Consider the following 17,955-nt stretch of genomic DNA (forward strand, 5'->3'; position numbering starts at 1 on the left):
GTTTTAAGAAGCTAGAGCCATAGTAATTGCAGACAACCTGGCAGATTCAAATGCGCTGCCAATCCGCTCGCCGTTGGATCGATCTTCTGCAGCTACGCCAGCAATAATTTCGGCTGTATTGATGGCTTGAGTAGTACGCATTGCATTGATCAAAGGGGAAACAGGCATTCCCAATTTATCCGCAAGATTCAAAAGTGCTTGTGCTCGATCTGGCTTACGCCAAACATCTGCACGGTTGAACCAATTCAAAACGTCAACTGCCTGATAAGAAGCATTGGGATACTTGTTTATCAAGGCCCTAAGATCGCTGAATATTTCACTGAAATCTCGCACATCAATTGGCATGCGCACACATTCAGCCCATGAACGAATTTCATTTGCGGGCAAATTCATTAAGGCAATTGCGCAGCGCTCTTCAATACTATTTCCAGCTAAGGAAAAATACGCGATGAGCTCTTCACGAAACGACTCTTCAGACAGTTGGGTGGTCAATGAAGGTCCCAGTATCGTTCTGGCAGCACCGGCATCCAATAAAACCTGAAATAGGCGCATCGGCTTAGAAGCAACTAAGCCCCTGGCTAATTCCTGCCAAATACGCTCCGCCGATAAAGCATTTAGCTCACCTGATTGGACAATTGCCTTTAGGGCGCTGAGCGTTTCAGGAGCAACACTAAATTCAGGAAAGCGTGCAGCAAAGCGAGCAATACGCAGGAGCCGCAATGGATCTTCTGCAAATGCATCTGACACATGACGAAATACTTTGGCAGCCAAATCTTCTTGACCGTTATAAGGATCAATAATAGGGCCGAATTGCTTTCCATCAGCGCCCACTTCTTGCGCCATTGCATTGATTGTTAAATCACGACGCTCTAAGTCTTGCTCCAGAGTGACAGAAGGGTCGGCATAGAAGTTAAAGCCTTTGTAGCCTTTACCAGTCTTGCGCTCAGTGCGCGCCAGTGCATATTCAGCCTGCGTCTCTGGATGCAAAAATACTGGGAAATCTTTGCCTACAGGACGAAAGCCCTTAGCAATCATCTCATCCACGCTGGAACCCACCACAACATAATCAATGTCGTGCAAAGGCAAGCCCATGAGGGTGTCCCTAATGGCTCCGCCTACTGCGTAGATTTTCATTACTGCATGCCCTCTAGGCTGCGACGACTCATTTTGAATACTTCCGGCAACGCATCAACACTATTCGCTGGCAAAGTATTGGGTACTTGCATAGATGCAATATTGTCACGAGACATCAATGTAGGACCTGGCAAGAATTCGAATGCCAATGCCTGTAGATAACCCACAAAAGCTGGCACGGGAATGATGAGGCACGAGGTTTTAGCCTTACGAGCGGCAAACTCAACAATCTCTTTCATGGTGTAAACCGTTGGGCCAACCAAGTCATAGGACTGACGAATTGTTTGAGGCATCGATAAGGATTTAACAAATGCACTTGCAACATCATCTACGCTCACCGGCTGAAACTGCGCCTGGGAATTTGCCAAAGGCATAGCTGGAAACAACTTAGTCAACTTAGAAAACAAATTAATAAATTGATCCTGCGCCCCAAAAATGACTGAAGGCCTAAAGATAGTCCAATCTAAATTGCTGGCCTTGACTGCAGCCTCGCCATCACCTTTGCTGCGCTGGTACATCGATGGACCATGAGAGTCGGCACCCAATGCGCTCATATGTAAATAGCGCTTTAAGCCATGGAGCTGCATTGCCGTAATAATGTTTTTAGGCAGCTCCACATGCGCAGCTTTAAATACCTTTCCATAAGGCTTAGCCGGCTTATCGTGCAGTACTCCGACCAAATTGATCACGGCACCATTTTGCTTAATACGCTCACAAAGGCTCTGCAGCTCATCAAACTCATGAACATCAGCCTCTTCGACATGTACCTTGGGCAACATGCGTAATTCACGCGCGGCACCTAAATGGCCTGTTGGAACTAATACAGAATAACCCGCTAGTTGAAGTTGCGCAGCAATCACTCGCCCCACAAATCCATTGCCACCGATTAGAAGGATGTCATATTTCATAGGAAGCTTTCTTTGCTTAGCTCGGTGTTTGATTGTTTAAGGAAGCTCAGATTGAGTAGCAGCCTTCGGTGTAATGACACCTAGGCGCTGTTTTAAAGATTGTGGCTGACCACTCATCACCGATGAATAGTAATTTGCATTAGAGAGCACATTCTTCACGTACACACGTGTCTCAGTAAACGGAATAGTTTCAGCAAAAATAGCACCCTCTGTAGGGCCAGATAATTTTTCCCGCCAAGCCTTTGAGCGCGAAGGGCCTGCGTTATAGGCTGCAGAGGCCAAAACCCAAGACCCATCTAAATCGATCAAAACCATATTTAAATAATTACTACCTAAAGTTAAATTGGTATTCATATCACTCAATTTGTCATTGGTGTAATTGGGCATCCCAATTTTCTTAGCTACGTACTTTGCAGTATTCGGCATCACCTGCATTAAGCCAGATGCACCCACAGAAGAGGCAGCATTCATAATGAAGCGTGACTCTTGACGAATTAAGCCGTAAGCCCAAGCAAGATTGAGATCTATTTGACGCGCAATTGGAGATAGCTCTTCTTTGTACGGAGTTGGGTAGCGCAAGCTAAAGTCATGCTCTTGCTTGGTACGATCGGCAGTGTTAACGACACGGTCATATAAATTGATTCGTTTTGCATATTCGGCAGCTGCTAACAACTGCTTGTCGGTCATATTGCGTAATTCCCAATTCCATTCACGATTACCTTCGAAGCGAAGATTCATGGAATACAAGCGCTCACCACGAATAAAGCCCTTGCGGCTGGCCATTGCATCTATCTCCTGCTCAGTCACTTTCGTTTTAGCAGGCGCATTATTAGATTTGCCTAATTCTTCACGCGCAAGCTGGCCGTAGAAGTTATATTGATCCGCAATTATTTCAAAACTGTCTTTGGCCTTTGCGTCCTGCCCTTCAGCTTTGAGCGCACGACCATACCAATAGGTCCATGCGGGATCTTTAGCCCGCACCGCTGGGTTCATGCCATCAATCGCATTTTTAACTAGAGCCCAATCTTTAGCGCGCAAGCCTGCGCGCACTTTCCACTCTTGTGATTCGACCGAAAGGAGTTCGTTATAGCCCAGCTCTTGCTGTAAGCGATAGGCATCATCCGCATTGGGATCTAATTTTTTGGCTAAAAATTGTCCGATCACGCCCCAAGCAACGGCTTGGTTTTCTTTGCTATAGCGTGAAGCGTTTTGAGAAAAGTCGCGATAGGCCTTTGATGGATCAGCTTTTACAGCCTTAACAATATCTGCGATCGGATCTTCACCGCCAAGGCGACGTGCCATCGTGTCATAGCCCCTCTCGCTAGCCGCACGCCCAATAGCTTTAGCCTCACTCGGGGACATGCCACCTGCGGCCACCAAAGATGGAACCAATTCTTGACATGCTTGTCCAAAATAACTTGGGTCAAGCAACACTGCTCGAGAATCAATCGCCAATTTAGTTGGGTTTTCGCCTTGTGATAATTTTGATAGCAGGGAATAGCACTTCACTTGTGTATCGTCATCCAATACAAACTTAGCGTACTCCACATCAAAGCGTGCCCAGTCCCTACGCTTACCCAAAACCAATAACCAATCATTGCGCATACGGTCAGCTAATGCTGTGCCTTGATATTGATTTAAGAACGCGACTACTTGAGCATCTGCACCATAGTCATTACGCGCGCCGCCAGCACTATCAAATAACTGTGGCTTGATACGGAAGTAGGCTACATAGTCATCAAATGGATAGTTGACTAGATTCGATGAAAGTTGCTGAGTACGAAATACATCATTCTTCTTTGCAGCTTCGCGCAAATCGACAAACATCCGATCGGTATCGGTAATTTCAGCTGGGGCAGCTTTGCTTTCATAGGACTTGGGCAGGCTTGGCTTCTTCAGCTTTTCAGCATAGGAATTGGACGCGCCTAACGCTAGGCCCAAAACCAGAATTTTGGCCCACTCAAGATATTTGCTGTTTACTGTTACAAACTTCATTCTTCCGACTCAACCCTATCTCTATTTGCAAGGCTAGAGGCCTTGCAGCAATTGATTACTATATCCTTTAATTTTCGCCTGATAATGGTTGATATGCACGGTAATTCACCAAAAACTCTTCGCCAAGATTTATTAAAACAACGCAAAGAAATTGCTGCTGGGAATGGCCATGCTTCTGTAGAAGCGGGCTTGATTGCAGGCCTCAATCATTTTTTAGCAAATGAAGGCAAATCCATTCGCTCAATCGCCCTTTATTGGCCCATTCAAGATGAAATTGATTTACGCCCCACTTTATTAAGCTGGATGAAGAATGTCCCTCAGCGTCGCTTAGCGCTGCCCTATGCACGCCCGGATAAGCATCTTGAATTCTACGAGTGGCAAGAGGGAGATGTATTAATTCCAAGCGCTCACGGCGTTCCTGAGCCCAGCCCAGAAAACACTGCCAGGCCACAACTCATTCCCGACTGCATCCTGATTCCCTGCGTAGGCTGGTCTAGCTCTGTTGTGAGCGGTAAAGCACACTACTGGCGCCTAGGCTATGGTGGCGGGTATTTTGATCGAACACTAGCCCAGCTGCGAAAAGACAATCCAAACCTCATTTGCATGGGGGTTGGATTTGATTGGCAAAAATTAGATGATTCTCAATGGGCTGCTCAAACACATGACGAGCCCCTGGATATGCTGTTGACGGAGTCTGGCTTACTTATTTGATTTACTTCGTTAAATCCAAATTGTCTGCAATCGCTAAAACTGCATCAGCCTGATTTAGCGAGTAGAAATGAATTCCAGGTGCGCCAGCAGTCAACAACTGATCGCACAAGTCGGTCACCACTTCTTCACCAAATGCACGAATAGACGCGACGTCATCACCGTAGGATTGAAGGCGTAAACGAATCCAGCGTGGAATTTCTGCGCCACAGGCATCAGAGAATCGTAATAATTGGCTGCTATTGGTAATCGGCATAATGCCGGCAATAATTGGCTGTGTAACGCCTAATTCATAAGCCTCGTCTACGAAGCGGAAGTAAGCATCGCTGTTGTAAAAATACTGAGTAACCGCGGAGTTAGCGCCCGCCTTCATCTTTTGCACAAAGAAATCGATATCACTAGCAGGTGACTTCGCCTGTGGATGTGTTTCTGGATAAGCAGCTACATCAATATGAAACCAATCGCCTGTTTCTGAGCGAATAAATTCCACCAATTCATTGGCATGATGAAACTCGCCATACTGACCCATGCCAGATGGCAAGTCACCGCGCAAAGCCACAATGCGCTTCACACCTAAGGCTTGATATTGCTTGAGCATCTCGCGCACGCTTTCACGTGAGCTACCAACACAAGACAAGTGAGGAGCAACAGCCGCACCAGCAGCGTGAATGTCACTCACCACTTTTAAAGTACCGGACTGAGTAGAGCCGCCGGCGCCAAAGGTCACGGAATAAAACGCTGGCTTGAGTGTTTCACTAAAACGCTCACGCACAAGATGCAACTTAGTCTCACCTTCAGGTGTTTTTGGAGGAAAGAATTCAACGCTTAATTCCATGATTTTGGGCCTAGGTTTCTATGTGACTGGATTAATAACGGTAATGGTCAGCCTTGTATGGGCCTTCCTTCGTTACGCCAATGTAAGAAGCTTGCTGATCTGACAACACAGTTAACTCTGCATTGAGAGTCTTGAGCTGTAAGCGTGCAACCTTCTCATCCAAATGCTTAGGCAATGTGTAAACGCCGACTGGGTATTTATCTGTACCTACTGCATTCCACAATTCGATCTGCGCAATCACTTGGTTTGCAAATGAAGAGCTCATGACATATGAAGGATGTCCTGTGCCGCAACCCAGGTTAACCAAACGACCTTTAGCCAAAATAATGATGCGCTTTTCAGGCTTGCCATTGGCAGCTGGGAAAATCACATGGTCAACTTGTGGCTTGATTTCTTCCCACTTGTATTTCTCAATACCAGCAACATCAATCTCATTATCAAAGTGGCCAATGTTACATACGATGGCTTGATTCTTCATCTTGGCCATGTGGTCATGTGTAATCACATGGTAGTTGCCTGTTGCAGAAACAAAGATGTCCGCTTTATCAGCAGCGTAATCCATCGTCACAACACGGTAGCCTTCCATTGCAGCCTGCAATGCACAAATTGGATCTACTTCAGTTACCCAAACCTGAGCTGATAAGGCGCGCAATGCTTGAGCTGAACCCTTACCCACATCGCCATAACCACAAACCACGGCAACCTTACCAGCCACCATCACGTCCGTAGCACGCTTGATCGCATCCACCAAAGACTCACGGCAACCATAGAGATTATCGAACTTGCTCTTAGTAACAGAGTCGTTTACGTTGATTGCCGGGAATTTCAAATCGCCCTTAGCAAACATTTGATACAGGCGATGTACGCCAGTAGTCGTTTCTTCTGTAACACCCTTAACTTTTTCTAAGCGTGTTGAGTACCAAGTTGGATCTTGTGCCAATTTTTTCTTGATAGCAGCAAACAAAATAGTTTCTTCTTCGCTAGTTGGATTGTTCAAGCAAGCTTGATCTTTCTCAGCGCGCGCTCCAAGGTGCAACAACAAAGTAGCATCGCCACCATCATCCAAAATCATATTGGTGTAGCCGCCATCAGCCCACTCAAAAATGCGGTGAGTAAAGTCCCAATACTGCTCAAGGGTTTCGCCTTTAATAGCAAATACTGGCGTGCCGTTAGCAGCAATGGCTGCAGCAGCATGGTCTTGTGTAGAGAAAATATTGCAAGATGCCCATTGAACTTCAGCACCGAGTGCCTCTAGCGTCTCGATCAATACTGCAGTTTGAATGGTCATGTGCAATGAACCAGTAATGCGTGCGCCACGCAATGGCTGTTGAGCAGCAAATTCATCACGAATGGCGATTAAGCCTGGCATCTCGGTTTCAGCAATGGCGATTTCTTTGCGACCAAAGTCAGCCAAAGAGATATCAGCGATTGCGCAACGAGTTGCTACAAAGTTATTTAAATCAGAAACGGTATTCATTAATGCTCCAGCTAAATACGATCCAATGCTGGAGTAAAAACTCGCTAGCCATTGAATCATGGGTTAGCGAGCGCGGTTGCAATTAGCAAACTCCGGGGGTTACCTTAGAGCCCACTCCCTTCAAGCCTGGGGAAGTGCTGGGTCTCAGCATTCCTTGCAACGCTCCTTGAAGGTATGCCGTAATTGTAAACAATTACGGCATATTTCGCCTCAATACACCTACAAACTGCGTATTTCCTACTTACAAACCTGCTGCCGCACGTAATGCAGCCGCTTTATCTGTTTGCTCCCAAGTAAATTCTGGCTCTTCACGACCAAAGTGGCCATAAGCAGCAGTCTTTTTATAAATTGGGCGCAAGAGGTTAAGCATCTTCACGATACCTTTTGGACGCAAGTCAAAGTGCTCAGAAACCAATTGAGCAATCTTCTCATCCGAAATCTTGCCAGTACCAAAAGTGCTCACCATGACTGAGGTTGGTTTAGCAACACCAATCGCATAGGAGATCTGAATCAAGCACTTGCTTGCCAAACCAGCAGCAACTACGTTCTTCGCAACATAACGTCCAGCGTATGCAGCAGAACGGTCAACCTTAGATGGATCTTTACCAGAGAAAGCGCCGCCGCCGTGAGGAGCTGCACCACCGTAGGTGTCCACAATAATTTTGCGACCAGTTAAACCACAATCGCCCTGTGGGCCGCCGATAACAAAACGTCCAGTTGGGTTTACCAAGAAATTAATAGCGCCTTTGATCAAATGCTTAGGCAATACTGGTTTGATGATTTCTTCAATGACTGCTTCACGTAATTTTTCGAGAGAAATTTCTTCATCGTGTTGAGTAGACAACACAACAGTATCAATAGAATCCGGCTTGCCATCCACATAGCGCAAGGTCACTTGTGACTTTGCATCCGGGCGCAACCAGTTCAAACGGCCATCGCGACGCAACTGTGATTGACGCTCAACCAAGCGGTGTGACAAGTGAATTGGCAAAGGCATGAGCTCTGCAGTTTCATCACAAGCGTAACCAAACATGAGGCCTTGGTCACCAGCGCCTTGATCCAAGCCGTCATCATGGGCTTTATCAACACCTTGAGCGATATCAGGGCTTTGCTTGTCGTAAGCAACCAATACTGCACAACCTTTGTAGTCGATACCGTAGTCAGTGTTGTCGTAACCAATTTCACGCAAAGTATTGCGAGCAACTTGGATGTAGTCAACGTTGGCGTTTGTAGTGATTTCACCAGCCAAAACGACTAAACCGGTGTTACACAAAGTTTCTGCTGCAACACGTGCAGTAGGATCTTGAGCCAAGATGGCATCAAGAATCGAATCAGAGATTTGGTCTGCTACTTTATCGGGGTGACCTTCAGAAACGGATTCTGAGGTAAAGAAGTAATCATTTGCCATTGCATATTCCTTTAATAATTAACACGATCATTGGGACAACTCGACGTGCCAGGAACTACAACGGCGACGCTTTAGCAGAATTTATGAATCGCCCTGCAAGTTGCCTTAACTCAGCGATGGATGGATTCTATCCGAAAAATGCCTAATTCAGCAAGGCATGCTGAAATCCACACACTGAGAGCGGCATTGAATATCATTAGGGGGTGCGAACACTCCTTCTCAAGCTCTGCCTTAATGCGATTGCCGTGCTTCCTCTTGCGCTAGTGCAAGTGATTGGGGCCTTTTTAGGCATGCTGGCTTACCTTGGCTCCAAGCAATATCGCTCACTCTTTAAACCCCAATACGAAGCAGTAGTTGACGCACGGGGCCTGCCATTCAAGCTTTGGGATGCAGTAAGGGCCTCTGGAATGCTGTTTTCAGATAGCTTGTGGATTTGGCGCAACCCTGCAAAAGCACTGAAATTAGTGGAAGTGCAAAACTGGGATGTGGTTGAGGCGGCGATCGGCGAAGGGCACGGCTTAGTGATGCTGACTCCTCACCTTGGTGGCTTTGAGATCATTCCACGTGTTCTCGCACAGCATTTCCCAGCAACGATTCTCTATCGACCTTCACGCCAAGAATGGCTCAATGAAGTAGTAGAAGAAGGTCGCGCCTATCCGAATATGCATTTCGTGCCGACCAACCTCAATGGCGTGCGCCAAATGACTAGAGCGCTCACCCGAGGCGAAGCGATTGGCATTCTTCCAGATCAAGTGCCTAGTGGTGGCGAAGGTGTTTGGGTCCCATTCTTTGGACGTCCTGCATACACAACGCCATTACCGGCGCGCCTAGCCAATAGGAATAACACGCCAGTAGTCATGTTTACCGCTAAGCGCAAAGGTATTGGCCAAGGATGGCTCATGCAGGCTACTCGTCTTGCGCCTTTATCTGAAGATGCCAATCTTGCCGCCGCAGAACTCAACGTTGCAATTGAAAATGCAGTTCTGGTTGCGCCAGAACAATTTATTTGGTCATACAACCGCTATAAGCATCCCGCCGGTGCAGAATTTCCTCCAAGAAATTAAATAAATTCGTTATCATTTTTGAAATGACCTGGTTACAAAACCTCTTCAATTTCTTGGCGCTCAGTCTTTTGCGTCTCTTTGCCTTTCTGCCTTATACGATCACCATCCATGTGGGCTACGGCCTGGGCTGGCTTGCCGCCCATATTCCAAACAGCCGCACCCACGTAGTCAAGACTAATTTACGTTTGTGCTTTCCCACTCTCAGTGAAAAAGAACTTGATGATCTGGCGATTGAGCATTGGAAATTATTTGGCCGCAGCGTATTAGAGAGAAGTCGTATCTGGCTGGGTAGTGGCAAACAAATTACCGATATCGTCACCATTGAATCAGCGATTACTTTGGGAGATCGCAAGCCACGCCTACTGATTAATCCACACTTTGTTGGGCTTGAAGGCGGCTTTATGGCGCTTTCAGTATTGGCCAATCAACACGACTGGCCCCGTGGTGCAGGCCTTTATCAAAACATGAAGAATCCTTTCTTCAATCAAAAAATGATTGAGTGGAGAAATCGCTTTGGTGGGAAGTCCATTGAGCGACAGAGCCGCTTACGTGACCTGATTCGTGAAATTCAAACGGGTAACTTTATTTTCATTGCCCCTGATATTGACTTGGGTCCACGTGACTCTGTCTTTGTCCCTTTCTTTGGCATACAGACCAACACCATTACCTCAGTCTCGCGCCTGGCAAGACTCAGTGGCGCTGAGGTATGTTTGATGACAACTACCTTAAACAAAGACCGTAAAGGCTATACCTGCCATATTAGTGAGCCATTGCCAAACTTCCCTAGCGATGATGTTGAAAAAGATACTGCTCGCCTAAATCAATATATCGAGGAACTTGTTCAAGAAAGACCAGCAGAGTACTATTGGGTTCATAAGCGTTTTAAACATAGGCCCGAAGGCGAACCGAGTCTTTACGATTAAACGGAATTATTTTGAGCACCAATACCAACAATCCAGTACGCAAGCTTCGCTTCACCAAAATGCATGGTGCCGGCAATGATTTCATTGTGCTCAATGGTATCGACCAAGACTTAAGCGGTATCTCCAAGGAGCAATGGCAAGCCTTAGCCCATCGTCAATTTGGCATTGGCGCCGATCAAATTCTCCTAGTTGAAAAAGCCATGCGCCCTGATGCTGATTTTCGGTACCGCATTTTTAATTCGGATGGCGGTGAAGTTGAACAATGCGGTAATGGCTCGCGCTGCTTTGTACGATTTGTGCAAGACCAGGGCCTATCTAACAAGAATCCTTTGCGCGTCGAAGTGGCACACACCGTTCTGACTCTCAACTCCCATCCGGATGGCCAGGTGGAGGTGGATATGGGTGCGCCAATTTTTGAACACAGCCATATTCCATTTAATGCGACTGGTTTGGCAAGCGTTCAAGAATTTCAAGAAACCCTCTATGCACTCCCTTTGAATTACCCAGCTACTCACGATAGTTTGGTGGGCGTCCTCTCAATGGGGAATCCACATGCCGTCCAAGTAGTTGGTGATGTCGATAGCGCACCCGTTTTAGAAGAGGGTCCTGAAATTGAAAAGTTTGCTGCGTTTCCTAAAAAAGTAAATGTGGGTTACCTGCAGGCGCTTAATCGCAATGAAATCAAACTTCGCGTCTTTGAACGGGGCGCTGGAGAAACCTTGGCCTGCGGTACCGGCGCTTGTGCAGCCGTGGTTTCAGGGATTCGCAGAGGCTTGCTAGACTCGCCAGTAAAAGTACATACCCGCGGTGGAGATTTGCAGATTGCTTGGGGCGGGGTAATTGATGGTGTTGCTCAGCCCGTCATCATGACCGGGCCTGCCGTTACTGTCTTTGAAGGTGAAACAACAATCTAAAAGTAGCTGCTTTTAGATTCCATATAGATCGCGATAGGCTTTTACTGCAGGCAAGTAATGAGTAAGCTGAGCATCACTAGAAGAGGTTAGGAAAGACATTAAGCCGGCTAAGTTAGCAATCGCGACAACTGGCAAACCAAACTCTTGTTCTACGGCCTGTACTGCAGACTTGTCTCCAATTTCAACAGCATTACCTGAGCGCTCCATACGATCCAAAGCGATCAATACCGCTGCAGGCTGTCCTCCCGCTTTGCGAATGAGATCTACGGATTCCCTAACTGAAGTGCCAGCAGAAATCACATCATCAATGATGACCACTTTGCCTTTTACAGGCGCACCAACCAGCATGCCACCTTCCCCATGATCTTTAGCTTCTTTGCGGTTGTAAGCATATGGAACGTTAATCCCATCATCTGCCAGTGCAATGGCTGTTGCCGCTGCAAGTGTGATTCCCTTATATGCCGGTCCATAAAGCATATCGAACTGAATACCCGATTCTTGCAAAGCTTTGGCGTAATAACGACCCAATGCGCTTAGACGAGCTCCATCATTAAATTCACCAGCGTTAAAGAAATAAGGTGAGAGTCTTCCCGCTTTGGTTTTAAACTCCCCGAAGGACAAAACCTTTGCCTCTAAGGCAAAACGAATAAAGTTATCTTGATTTGAATTATTTGAGCTCATAGGCCTACATGTTACGCATCATTTCCGCGAACCTCAACGGTATCCGTTCCGCAGTCAAAAAAGGCTTTCTGCCATGGGCTGTGAAGCAAAAGGCTGATTTCATTTGTATGCAGGAGCTTAAGGCTCAGCGCGATGATCTAGAGGACGCCATTCTGAATCCCGACGGCATGCATGGCTACTTCCATCATGCGGAGAAAAAGGGCTACAGCGGTTGCGGTATTTATACGCCCCATAAGCCAGATGAGGTCTTGTACGGCTATGGCAATGAAGAGTTTGATGCTGAAGGGCGCTATGTTGAAGCCCGTTTTAAAGGTTTATCAGTGATCTCTGTTTATATGCCCTCAGGCTCAAGCTCTGAGGAGCGTCAAGAAGCTAAATATCGCTACCTCGACAGCTTTCTGCCACATCTCGTTTCCCTAAAAAAATCTGGTCGCGAAATCGTCCTATGCGGCGATGTCAATATTGCCCATCAAGAAATTGACCTGAAGAACTGGAAAGGGAATCTCAAAAATTCTGGCTTCTTACCTGAGGAGCGCGCGTGGCTTACCAATCTCTTTAGCAAAGTAGGTTACGTAGACGTCTATCGACATCTTGAACCAGAGGCAACAGAAACTTGCTACACCTGGTGGAGTAATCGAGGCCAAGCCTATGCTAAGAATGTTGGCTGGCGAATTGACTATCACATCACCACCCCTGGTATTGCTGCTACAGCCAAGAAAACTGCGGTGTACAAGGACGAGAAATTCTCAGACCATGCACCACTTACCGTGGATTACGACTGGAAGATTTAACAAGTAACGGGGAGAATTTACTTTCCCCATTACTCCGCTTTTACTCCCCCTCTTTTTTGGTCTGCACGATCTTGAAATGAATCGTTGCCCAAATAAGAAGTAGGACTGGGGCGCCAATAATGGCAGTGCCGTAGAAGAATGCTTGGTACCCAAAGTTATCAACAAACACTCCGGAGAAGCCCGCCAACCATTTGGGCAAGAGCAGCATCATCGAACTAAACAGGGCGTACTGGGTAGCTGAGTAACGGATATTAGTAAGTGATGACAAGAAAGCTATAAAGGCTGCACTAGCGATACCAGAACTTAAATTATCTGCAGAGATGACCCAAATCAAACCATGTAAATCATGTCCTTGAGTGGCCAGCCAAGCAAACAATACATTGCTGACCGCCGAGAGAACTGCACCCACAAATAGAATTCGCAGCACGCCAAAACGCAATGTGAGCACACCGCCTACAAAAGCGCCGACCAAGGTCATCACCACACCGAATACTTTACTGACGGCTGCAACTTCATCTTTGGTGTAACCCATATCAACATAAAACGGATTGGCCATGATGCCCATCACGACATCACTAATACGGTAGATGGCAATTAAAGACAAAATCAAAATGGCATGCCAGCGATAGCGCGTAATAAATTCTGCAAATGGCTCAACCAAGGTTTGATAAAGCCAGGCCTTAGCAGTGCGTACTTTGGCTAATTCGTATCTTGCTGGCTCTTTACTCAAGAGCGTTGTAATCACTCCCACCCCGATAGAAGCTGCCATACAAAGATAAGCAAACTGCCATGCGCTGGCGTCGTAGCCGCTGCCTGTTTCAGCCCGAGCAGCAAGCCAAAGCACGCCGGCGCCAGCCCAAATTAGGGCAAGACGATATCCAGTTTGATAAGTAGCAGCAAGGGCTGCTTGATGGTCACTATTAGCTGACTCGATACGAAAAGCATCTAATGCGATATCTTGAGTGGCAGATCCAAAAGCCACCAAGAGCGCACACCAAACAATGGAATTGAGTGCCAGCTTGGGATCTAAAGTCGACATACCGACTAGGCCCAAAATAATGAGTGCTTGCGCAAAGAGTAACCAGCTGCGACGGCGACCAAATAATTGAGTTAAGAGTGGGATTTGTAGGCGATCCACAAGCGGAGCCCAAACCCACTTAAAAGCATAGATCAAACCAACCCAAGTTAAGTAACCAATGGTGCTGCGATCAATGCCGGCTTCACGCAGCCAAAAGCTCAGTGTTCCTAGAATAAGTAATAGAGGAAGTCCTGCGGAGAAGCCCAAGAACAACATGCGCAAACAAGGCCATTCGAGATAAACCCGAAAGTCTTGAAGCCAGGACTTCACTACATGGAGTTGCTTGTTAGGCACGACGAATGCGGAATAAAGCGAGGCTACCAAATAAATTTGGCATCAAAGTCACCTGGCGACCCTCATGCAAGATGCATTGATCGATTACCTTCAGGCCAAGGCTTGAGGCTAACTTCTCAAAGTCAGCAACCGTGAGTACGCGTACGTTAGGCGTGTTGTACCACTGGTAAGGCAAGCTCTTAGAAACTGGCATGCGGCCAAGACCAACAGCCAATCGATGAGACCAATGTCCGAAGTTTGGGAAGGAGATCACCGACTCCTTACCTACCCGCACTACCTCACGCAAAATCTTTTCAGTTTGATGAATAGTTTGCAGAGTTTGTGACAGCACAACTGTGTCAAAACTACCATCTTCAAAGAGCGCTAAGCCGCCCTCTAAATCCTGCTGAATGACATTCAAACCCTTTTGCACGCAAGAGAGTACGCGTGAATCATCAATCTCAACGCCATAAGCGTGAACCGGTTTTTGTTTCTGTAAAAACTCCAAGAAACTACCATCGCCACAACCGAGATCCAAGACTTGAGTATTGGGTGCAATCCAATTAGCTATGGCAGCAAAGTCGGCACGCTTATTAAAATTGCTCATGCTTGAACCTCACGCATTTGCTTAAAGTAAGCGCGGACCAGGTTGTGATAACGCTCGTCATCCAACAGGAAAGCATCATGCCCATGTGGCGCATCGATCTCAGCATAGGTCACTTCACTCTTATTGCTCAGCAAAGATTGCACAATCTCGCGACTACGATCCGGTGGGAAGCGCCAGTCGGTTGAAAAGCTGACAACCAAAAACTTGGCTTGTACTTCCGCTAGGGCGCGATTCAGACTGCCATCGTAACGACGTGCAGGATCAAAATAATCTAGTGCGCGCGTAATCAATAAATAAGTATTGGCGTCAAAGTAGGTTGAAAACTTATCACCTTGATGGCGTAAGTAACTTTCAACCTCAAACTCAACATCAAAGCTGAAGCGGTAGTCATTTGACTCGCCATTAGGGCGCTGCAATTCTCGTCCAAATTTTTCTGCCATGTCATCATCAGACAAATAGGTGATGTGACCAACCATGCGCGCCAAACGTAAACCGCGTTTTGGTACAACGCCATGCTCGTAATAGTTACCACCATGAAAATCAGGGTCAGATAGAATGGCATTACGCGCCACTTCATTGAAAGCAATGTTTTGTGCGCTCAGCCTTGGGGTAGATGCCACCACCACGCAGTGATCTATGCGCTTAGGAAACTGAATGGCCCAAGCCATAGCCTGCATGCCGCCCAAGCTTCCGCCCATCACTGCAGCAAACTTACGAATACCCAATTTATCAGCCAGGCGGGCCTGAGTATTCACCCAATCCTCAACCGTGACCACCGGAAAATCTGCGCCATATGGCTTGCCGGTAGCAGGATTGATGCTCATTGGCCCAGTAGAACCAAAACAAGAACCTAAATTATTAACGCCTATGACAAAAAAATGATTGGTATCCACTGGCTTGCCCGGGCCAATCATGTTGTCCCACCAACCAATATCTTCTGGATTATCTGGACTTGGTCCCGCTACGTGGTGAGATGCATTGAGCGCATGACAAACGAGAACGGCATTACTTTTATCGGCGTTGAGCTTGCCATAAGTTTCAATTACCAAATCATAGCCAGACAAGATGGCGCCACTCTGCAAAGGCAGGGGCTCGGCAAAATGAATAGTATTTCTAGAGAGGTGTAGCTCGCTCATTCTGACAGGAGAAGGCGCAGACTAACATCAGAGGCTTCAGTTGGCAGTTTCTTAAATCCGCTACGGGCAAAGCGATGCCAACGACCCAAAATAAAACTCATCAACATGGCCGCACGGATGCTGACCTCTTCCTGACCCAGCTGCGCCCAATTGCCACCTTGGGTTTGGGCGATACGTAAAGCTTGCTTAAGAGATGCCTCGACACGATCGAGCACTTGAGTAATGCGCTCTTGAAGACGATCATCTTCTTGCAATAAAGCATCACCCAATAAAACACGAGTCATGCCAGGATTCTTTTCAGCAAAGAATAAAAGCATTTGCAAGATACCGCGCGCCTGAGCAAGGCCGGATTCTTCTTTTTGATTAATTTGATTAATCAATCCAAAAACAGTTTGCTCAATAAAAGAAATTAGGCCCTCGAACATTTGCGCCTTGCTGGCGAAGTGACGATATAGAGCCGCTTCTGATACTTCAATCTTGGCTGCTAAAGCCGCCGTAGTGACACGCTCACCCTTCGGGTTTTGTAACATCTCAGCAAGCACTTGCAGAATCTGTAAGCGGCGTTCGCCTGGGCGAGGGCGCTTACGAGCTACACCAGCGTCAGCGTTTCTGTCGTTGATGTTTGCTGGCTCTAAGGACTCGCGCATGTTTATCTACTTATCTAGAGCGGATCATCGTACCAAACGCTTGCTCGGTCAGAATTTCTAACAATAAAGAATGCTCAATGCGGCCATCAATGATGTGCACTGAATTCACGCCGCTCTTAGCCGCATCTAATGCAGAAGAAATCTTCGGCAACATGCCACCAGAAATAGTGCCATCAGCAAAGAGTGCATCAATTTCTCGCGCAGTTAAATCTGTCAGTAACTTACCGTCTTTATCCATCACGCCCGGAATGTTAGTCATCATGACCAACTTCTCTGCGTGAAGAATTTCAGCCATCTTGCCAGCCACCAAGTCAGCGTTAATGTTGTAAGCCTGGCCTTCTGCACTAAAGCCAATAGGAGAAATCACCGGAATAAACGCGTCATCTTGCAGAGCCTTAACAACAGCAGGATTAATTGCTTCAATTTCACCAACAAAACCGATATCTATTTTTTTGCCTGGCTCCGTGTCACTCGGAATCATCATTTTTTTAGCATGAATCAAGCCGCCGTCTTTACCTGTCAAGCCAACAGCCTGGCCACCAAAGTGGTTGATCAACATCACAATATCCTGCTGCACCTCGCCACCTAGAACCCACTCCACTACTTCCATGGTTTCTTCATCGGTTACGCGCATACCTTGAATAAAAGTGCCGGTCTTACCAATCTTCTTTAAGGCCTCATCAATTTGTGGGCCTCCGCCATGAACCACTACTGGGTTCATGCCGACCAGTTTTAACAAGATAACGTCGCGCGCAAAACTTTCTTTGAGGCGCTCTTCCACCATCGCGTTTCCGCCGTACTTAATCACAATAGTCTTGCCGTGATACGCGCGGATATAAGGCAAAGCCTCAGCAAGAATCTCCGCCTTTAATAAAGGAGAGATATCACTAATAGTTGGTAAATGCTTAGTCATCGCTACTTAAAATTTATTCGCCAAATAATTTTTGACGGAGTTCACGACGCTCTTGAGCCTCAAGAGATAAATTGGCTGTAGGCCTTGCAATTAAACGGTTCAAGCCGATTGGCTCACCAGTTTCTTCGCACCATCCATAGTCGCCAGATTCAATGCGCGCCAATGCTTGTTCTACTTTTTTGAGCAGCTTGCGCTCACGGTCACGCGTGCGCAATTCCAATGCGTGCTCCTCTTCAATCGTTGCACGATCGGCAGGATCAGGAACCAAAATATTTTCACGCAGATGCTCTGTTGTCTCAGAGGCATTCTTTAAAATGTCGTTTTTAAGAGTGAGCAGTTTTTGACGGAAAAAATCTAACTGCGCAGCACTCATGTAGTCCTTGTCGGACATCTTGAGCAACTCTGCCTCAGTTAATGGAGCACCTTTTGCAACCTTAGCGCTTGCAGCCTTGCTACTAGCTTT

Annotated in this window: 18 protein-coding genes and 1 riboswitch; of the genes, 5 read left to right on the plus strand and 13 right to left on the minus strand. The window is 46.8% G+C overall.

Features of this window, described 5'->3' with window-relative positions; translation table 11 throughout:
• Positions 1–3: 3 nt before the first annotated feature.
• Genes VC182_RS05345 through VC182_RS05355 form a run of 3 tightly spaced genes read right to left on the minus strand, consistent with a single transcriptional unit; the run spans position 4 to position 4,037 of the window.
• Entirely contained in the window at positions 4–1,134 is a 1,131-nt protein-coding gene (locus VC182_RS05345; protein WP_323484730.1) for a polynucleotide adenylyltransferase, read from the minus strand.
• Complete coding sequence (locus VC182_RS05350) at positions 1,134–2,042, minus strand: complex I NDUFA9 subunit family protein (protein ID WP_323484731.1); 909 nt, start codon at positions 2,040–2,042, stop codon at positions 1,134–1,136. The genes VC182_RS05345 and VC182_RS05350 overlap by 1 nt, the downstream gene beginning before the upstream one ends.
• 36 nt (positions 2,043–2,078) lie before the next feature.
• A complete protein-coding gene (locus tag VC182_RS05355; protein ID WP_072582620.1) occupies positions 2,079–4,037 on the minus strand; it encodes a lytic transglycosylase domain-containing protein in 1,959 nt (652 codons plus the stop codon).
• 93 nt (positions 4,038–4,130) lie between these two features.
• Between VC182_RS05355 and VC182_RS05360 the strand changes: the two genes are divergently transcribed.
• Positions 4,131–4,748: a 5-formyltetrahydrofolate cyclo-ligase gene (locus VC182_RS05360; RefSeq protein WP_323484732.1), complete on the plus strand. Its 618-nt coding sequence runs from the start codon at positions 4,131–4,133 to the stop codon at positions 4,746–4,748.
• Position 4,749: 1 nt separating this feature from the next.
• On the opposite strand, the gene metF is transcribed toward VC182_RS05360, so the two are convergent.
• From metF to metK, 3 genes are all read right to left on the minus strand, one after another.
• A complete protein-coding gene (gene metF, locus VC182_RS05365) occupies positions 4,750–5,580 on the minus strand; it encodes a methylenetetrahydrofolate reductase [NAD(P)H] (RefSeq protein WP_072582618.1) in 831 nt (276 codons plus the stop codon).
• A gap of 31 nt (positions 5,581–5,611) precedes the next feature.
• On the minus strand, positions 5,612–7,057 hold the full coding sequence (ahcY, locus tag VC182_RS05370; protein WP_072582617.1) for an adenosylhomocysteinase: 1,446 nt from the start codon (positions 7,055–7,057) through the stop codon (positions 5,612–5,614).
• Between the two features lie 61 nt (positions 7,058–7,118).
• Positions 7,119–7,231, minus strand: a riboswitch (S-adenosyl-L-homocysteine riboswitch).
• Between the two features lie 67 nt (positions 7,232–7,298).
• Positions 7,299–8,465 (minus strand): methionine adenosyltransferase, encoded by a 1,167-nt coding sequence (gene metK, locus VC182_RS05375; protein WP_072582616.1) that lies wholly within the window; start codon positions 8,463–8,465, stop codon positions 7,299–7,301.
• 203 nt (positions 8,466–8,668) lie between these two features.
• Here metK and VC182_RS05380 point away from each other — a divergent pair, with 203 nt between their 5' ends.
• Genes VC182_RS05380 through dapF form a run of 3 tightly spaced genes read left to right on the plus strand, consistent with a single transcriptional unit; the run spans position 8,669 to position 11,366 of the window.
• Positions 8,669–9,529 carry a lysophospholipid acyltransferase family protein gene (locus tag VC182_RS05380; RefSeq protein ID WP_323484733.1) on the plus strand — a complete coding sequence of 287 codons (861 nt, stop codon included), beginning with the start codon at positions 8,669–8,671 and terminating at the stop codon, positions 9,527–9,529.
• 23 nt (positions 9,530–9,552) lie between these two features.
• Complete coding sequence (locus VC182_RS05385) at positions 9,553–10,452, plus strand: lipid A biosynthesis acyltransferase (protein ID WP_323484734.1); 900 nt, start codon at positions 9,553–9,555, stop codon at positions 10,450–10,452.
• 59 nt (positions 10,453–10,511) lie between these two features.
• Positions 10,512–11,366 (plus strand): diaminopimelate epimerase, encoded by an 855-nt coding sequence (gene dapF / locus VC182_RS05390; RefSeq protein WP_323484757.1) that lies wholly within the window; start codon positions 10,512–10,514, stop codon positions 11,364–11,366.
• A gap of 12 nt (positions 11,367–11,378) precedes the next feature.
• Here dapF and pyrE read toward each other — a convergent pair whose 3' ends face one another.
• Positions 11,379–12,047: an orotate phosphoribosyltransferase gene (pyrE, locus tag VC182_RS05395; RefSeq protein WP_323484735.1), complete on the minus strand. Its 669-nt coding sequence runs from the start codon at positions 12,045–12,047 to the stop codon at positions 11,379–11,381.
• A gap of 8 nt (positions 12,048–12,055) precedes the next feature.
• Between pyrE and VC182_RS05400 the strand changes: the two genes are divergently transcribed.
• Complete coding sequence (locus VC182_RS05400; RefSeq protein WP_072582611.1) at positions 12,056–12,838, plus strand: exodeoxyribonuclease III; 783 nt, start codon at positions 12,056–12,058, stop codon at positions 12,836–12,838.
• Positions 12,839–12,878: 40 nt separating this feature from the next.
• Here the strand turns inward: VC182_RS05400 and VC182_RS05405 are convergent, their stop codons facing one another.
• From VC182_RS05405 to dksA, 6 genes are read right to left on the minus strand one after another with little or no spacing between them, the layout of a single operon-like run.
• Positions 12,879–14,210: an AmpG family muropeptide MFS transporter gene (locus VC182_RS05405; protein WP_216120830.1), complete on the minus strand. Its 1,332-nt coding sequence runs from the start codon at positions 14,208–14,210 to the stop codon at positions 12,879–12,881.
• Positions 14,203–14,796 (minus strand): methionine biosynthesis protein MetW, encoded by a 594-nt coding sequence (gene metW / locus VC182_RS05410; protein ID WP_072582609.1) that lies wholly within the window; start codon positions 14,794–14,796, stop codon positions 14,203–14,205. The genes VC182_RS05405 and metW overlap by 8 nt, the downstream gene beginning before the upstream one ends.
• Positions 14,793–15,932, minus strand: coding sequence for a homoserine O-succinyltransferase MetX (gene metX / locus VC182_RS05415; RefSeq protein ID WP_072582608.1), 1,140 nt, complete (start codon positions 15,930–15,932; stop codon positions 14,793–14,795). Before metX ends, metW begins: the two co-directional genes overlap by 4 nt.
• On the minus strand, positions 15,929–16,579 hold the full coding sequence (gene slmA, locus VC182_RS05420; protein WP_323484736.1) for a nucleoid occlusion factor SlmA: 651 nt from the start codon (positions 16,577–16,579) through the stop codon (positions 15,929–15,931). The genes metX and slmA overlap by 4 nt, the downstream gene beginning before the upstream one ends.
• Positions 16,580–16,589: 10 nt before the next feature.
• Positions 16,590–17,492 (minus strand): acetylglutamate kinase, encoded by a 903-nt coding sequence (argB, locus tag VC182_RS05425; RefSeq protein WP_072582606.1) that lies wholly within the window; start codon positions 17,490–17,492, stop codon positions 16,590–16,592.
• Between the two features lie 13 nt (positions 17,493–17,505).
• Positions 17,506–17,883 (minus strand): RNA polymerase-binding protein DksA, encoded by a 378-nt coding sequence (gene dksA / locus VC182_RS05430; RefSeq protein WP_072582887.1) that lies wholly within the window; start codon positions 17,881–17,883, stop codon positions 17,506–17,508.
• Between the last annotated feature and the right edge of the window lie 72 nt (positions 17,884–17,955).

The sequence above is a fragment of the Polynucleobacter sp. AP-Nickl1-40-C4 genome (genome assembly GCF_035012665.1).
Lineage (GTDB): Bacteria > Pseudomonadota > Gammaproteobacteria > Burkholderiales > Burkholderiaceae > Polynucleobacter.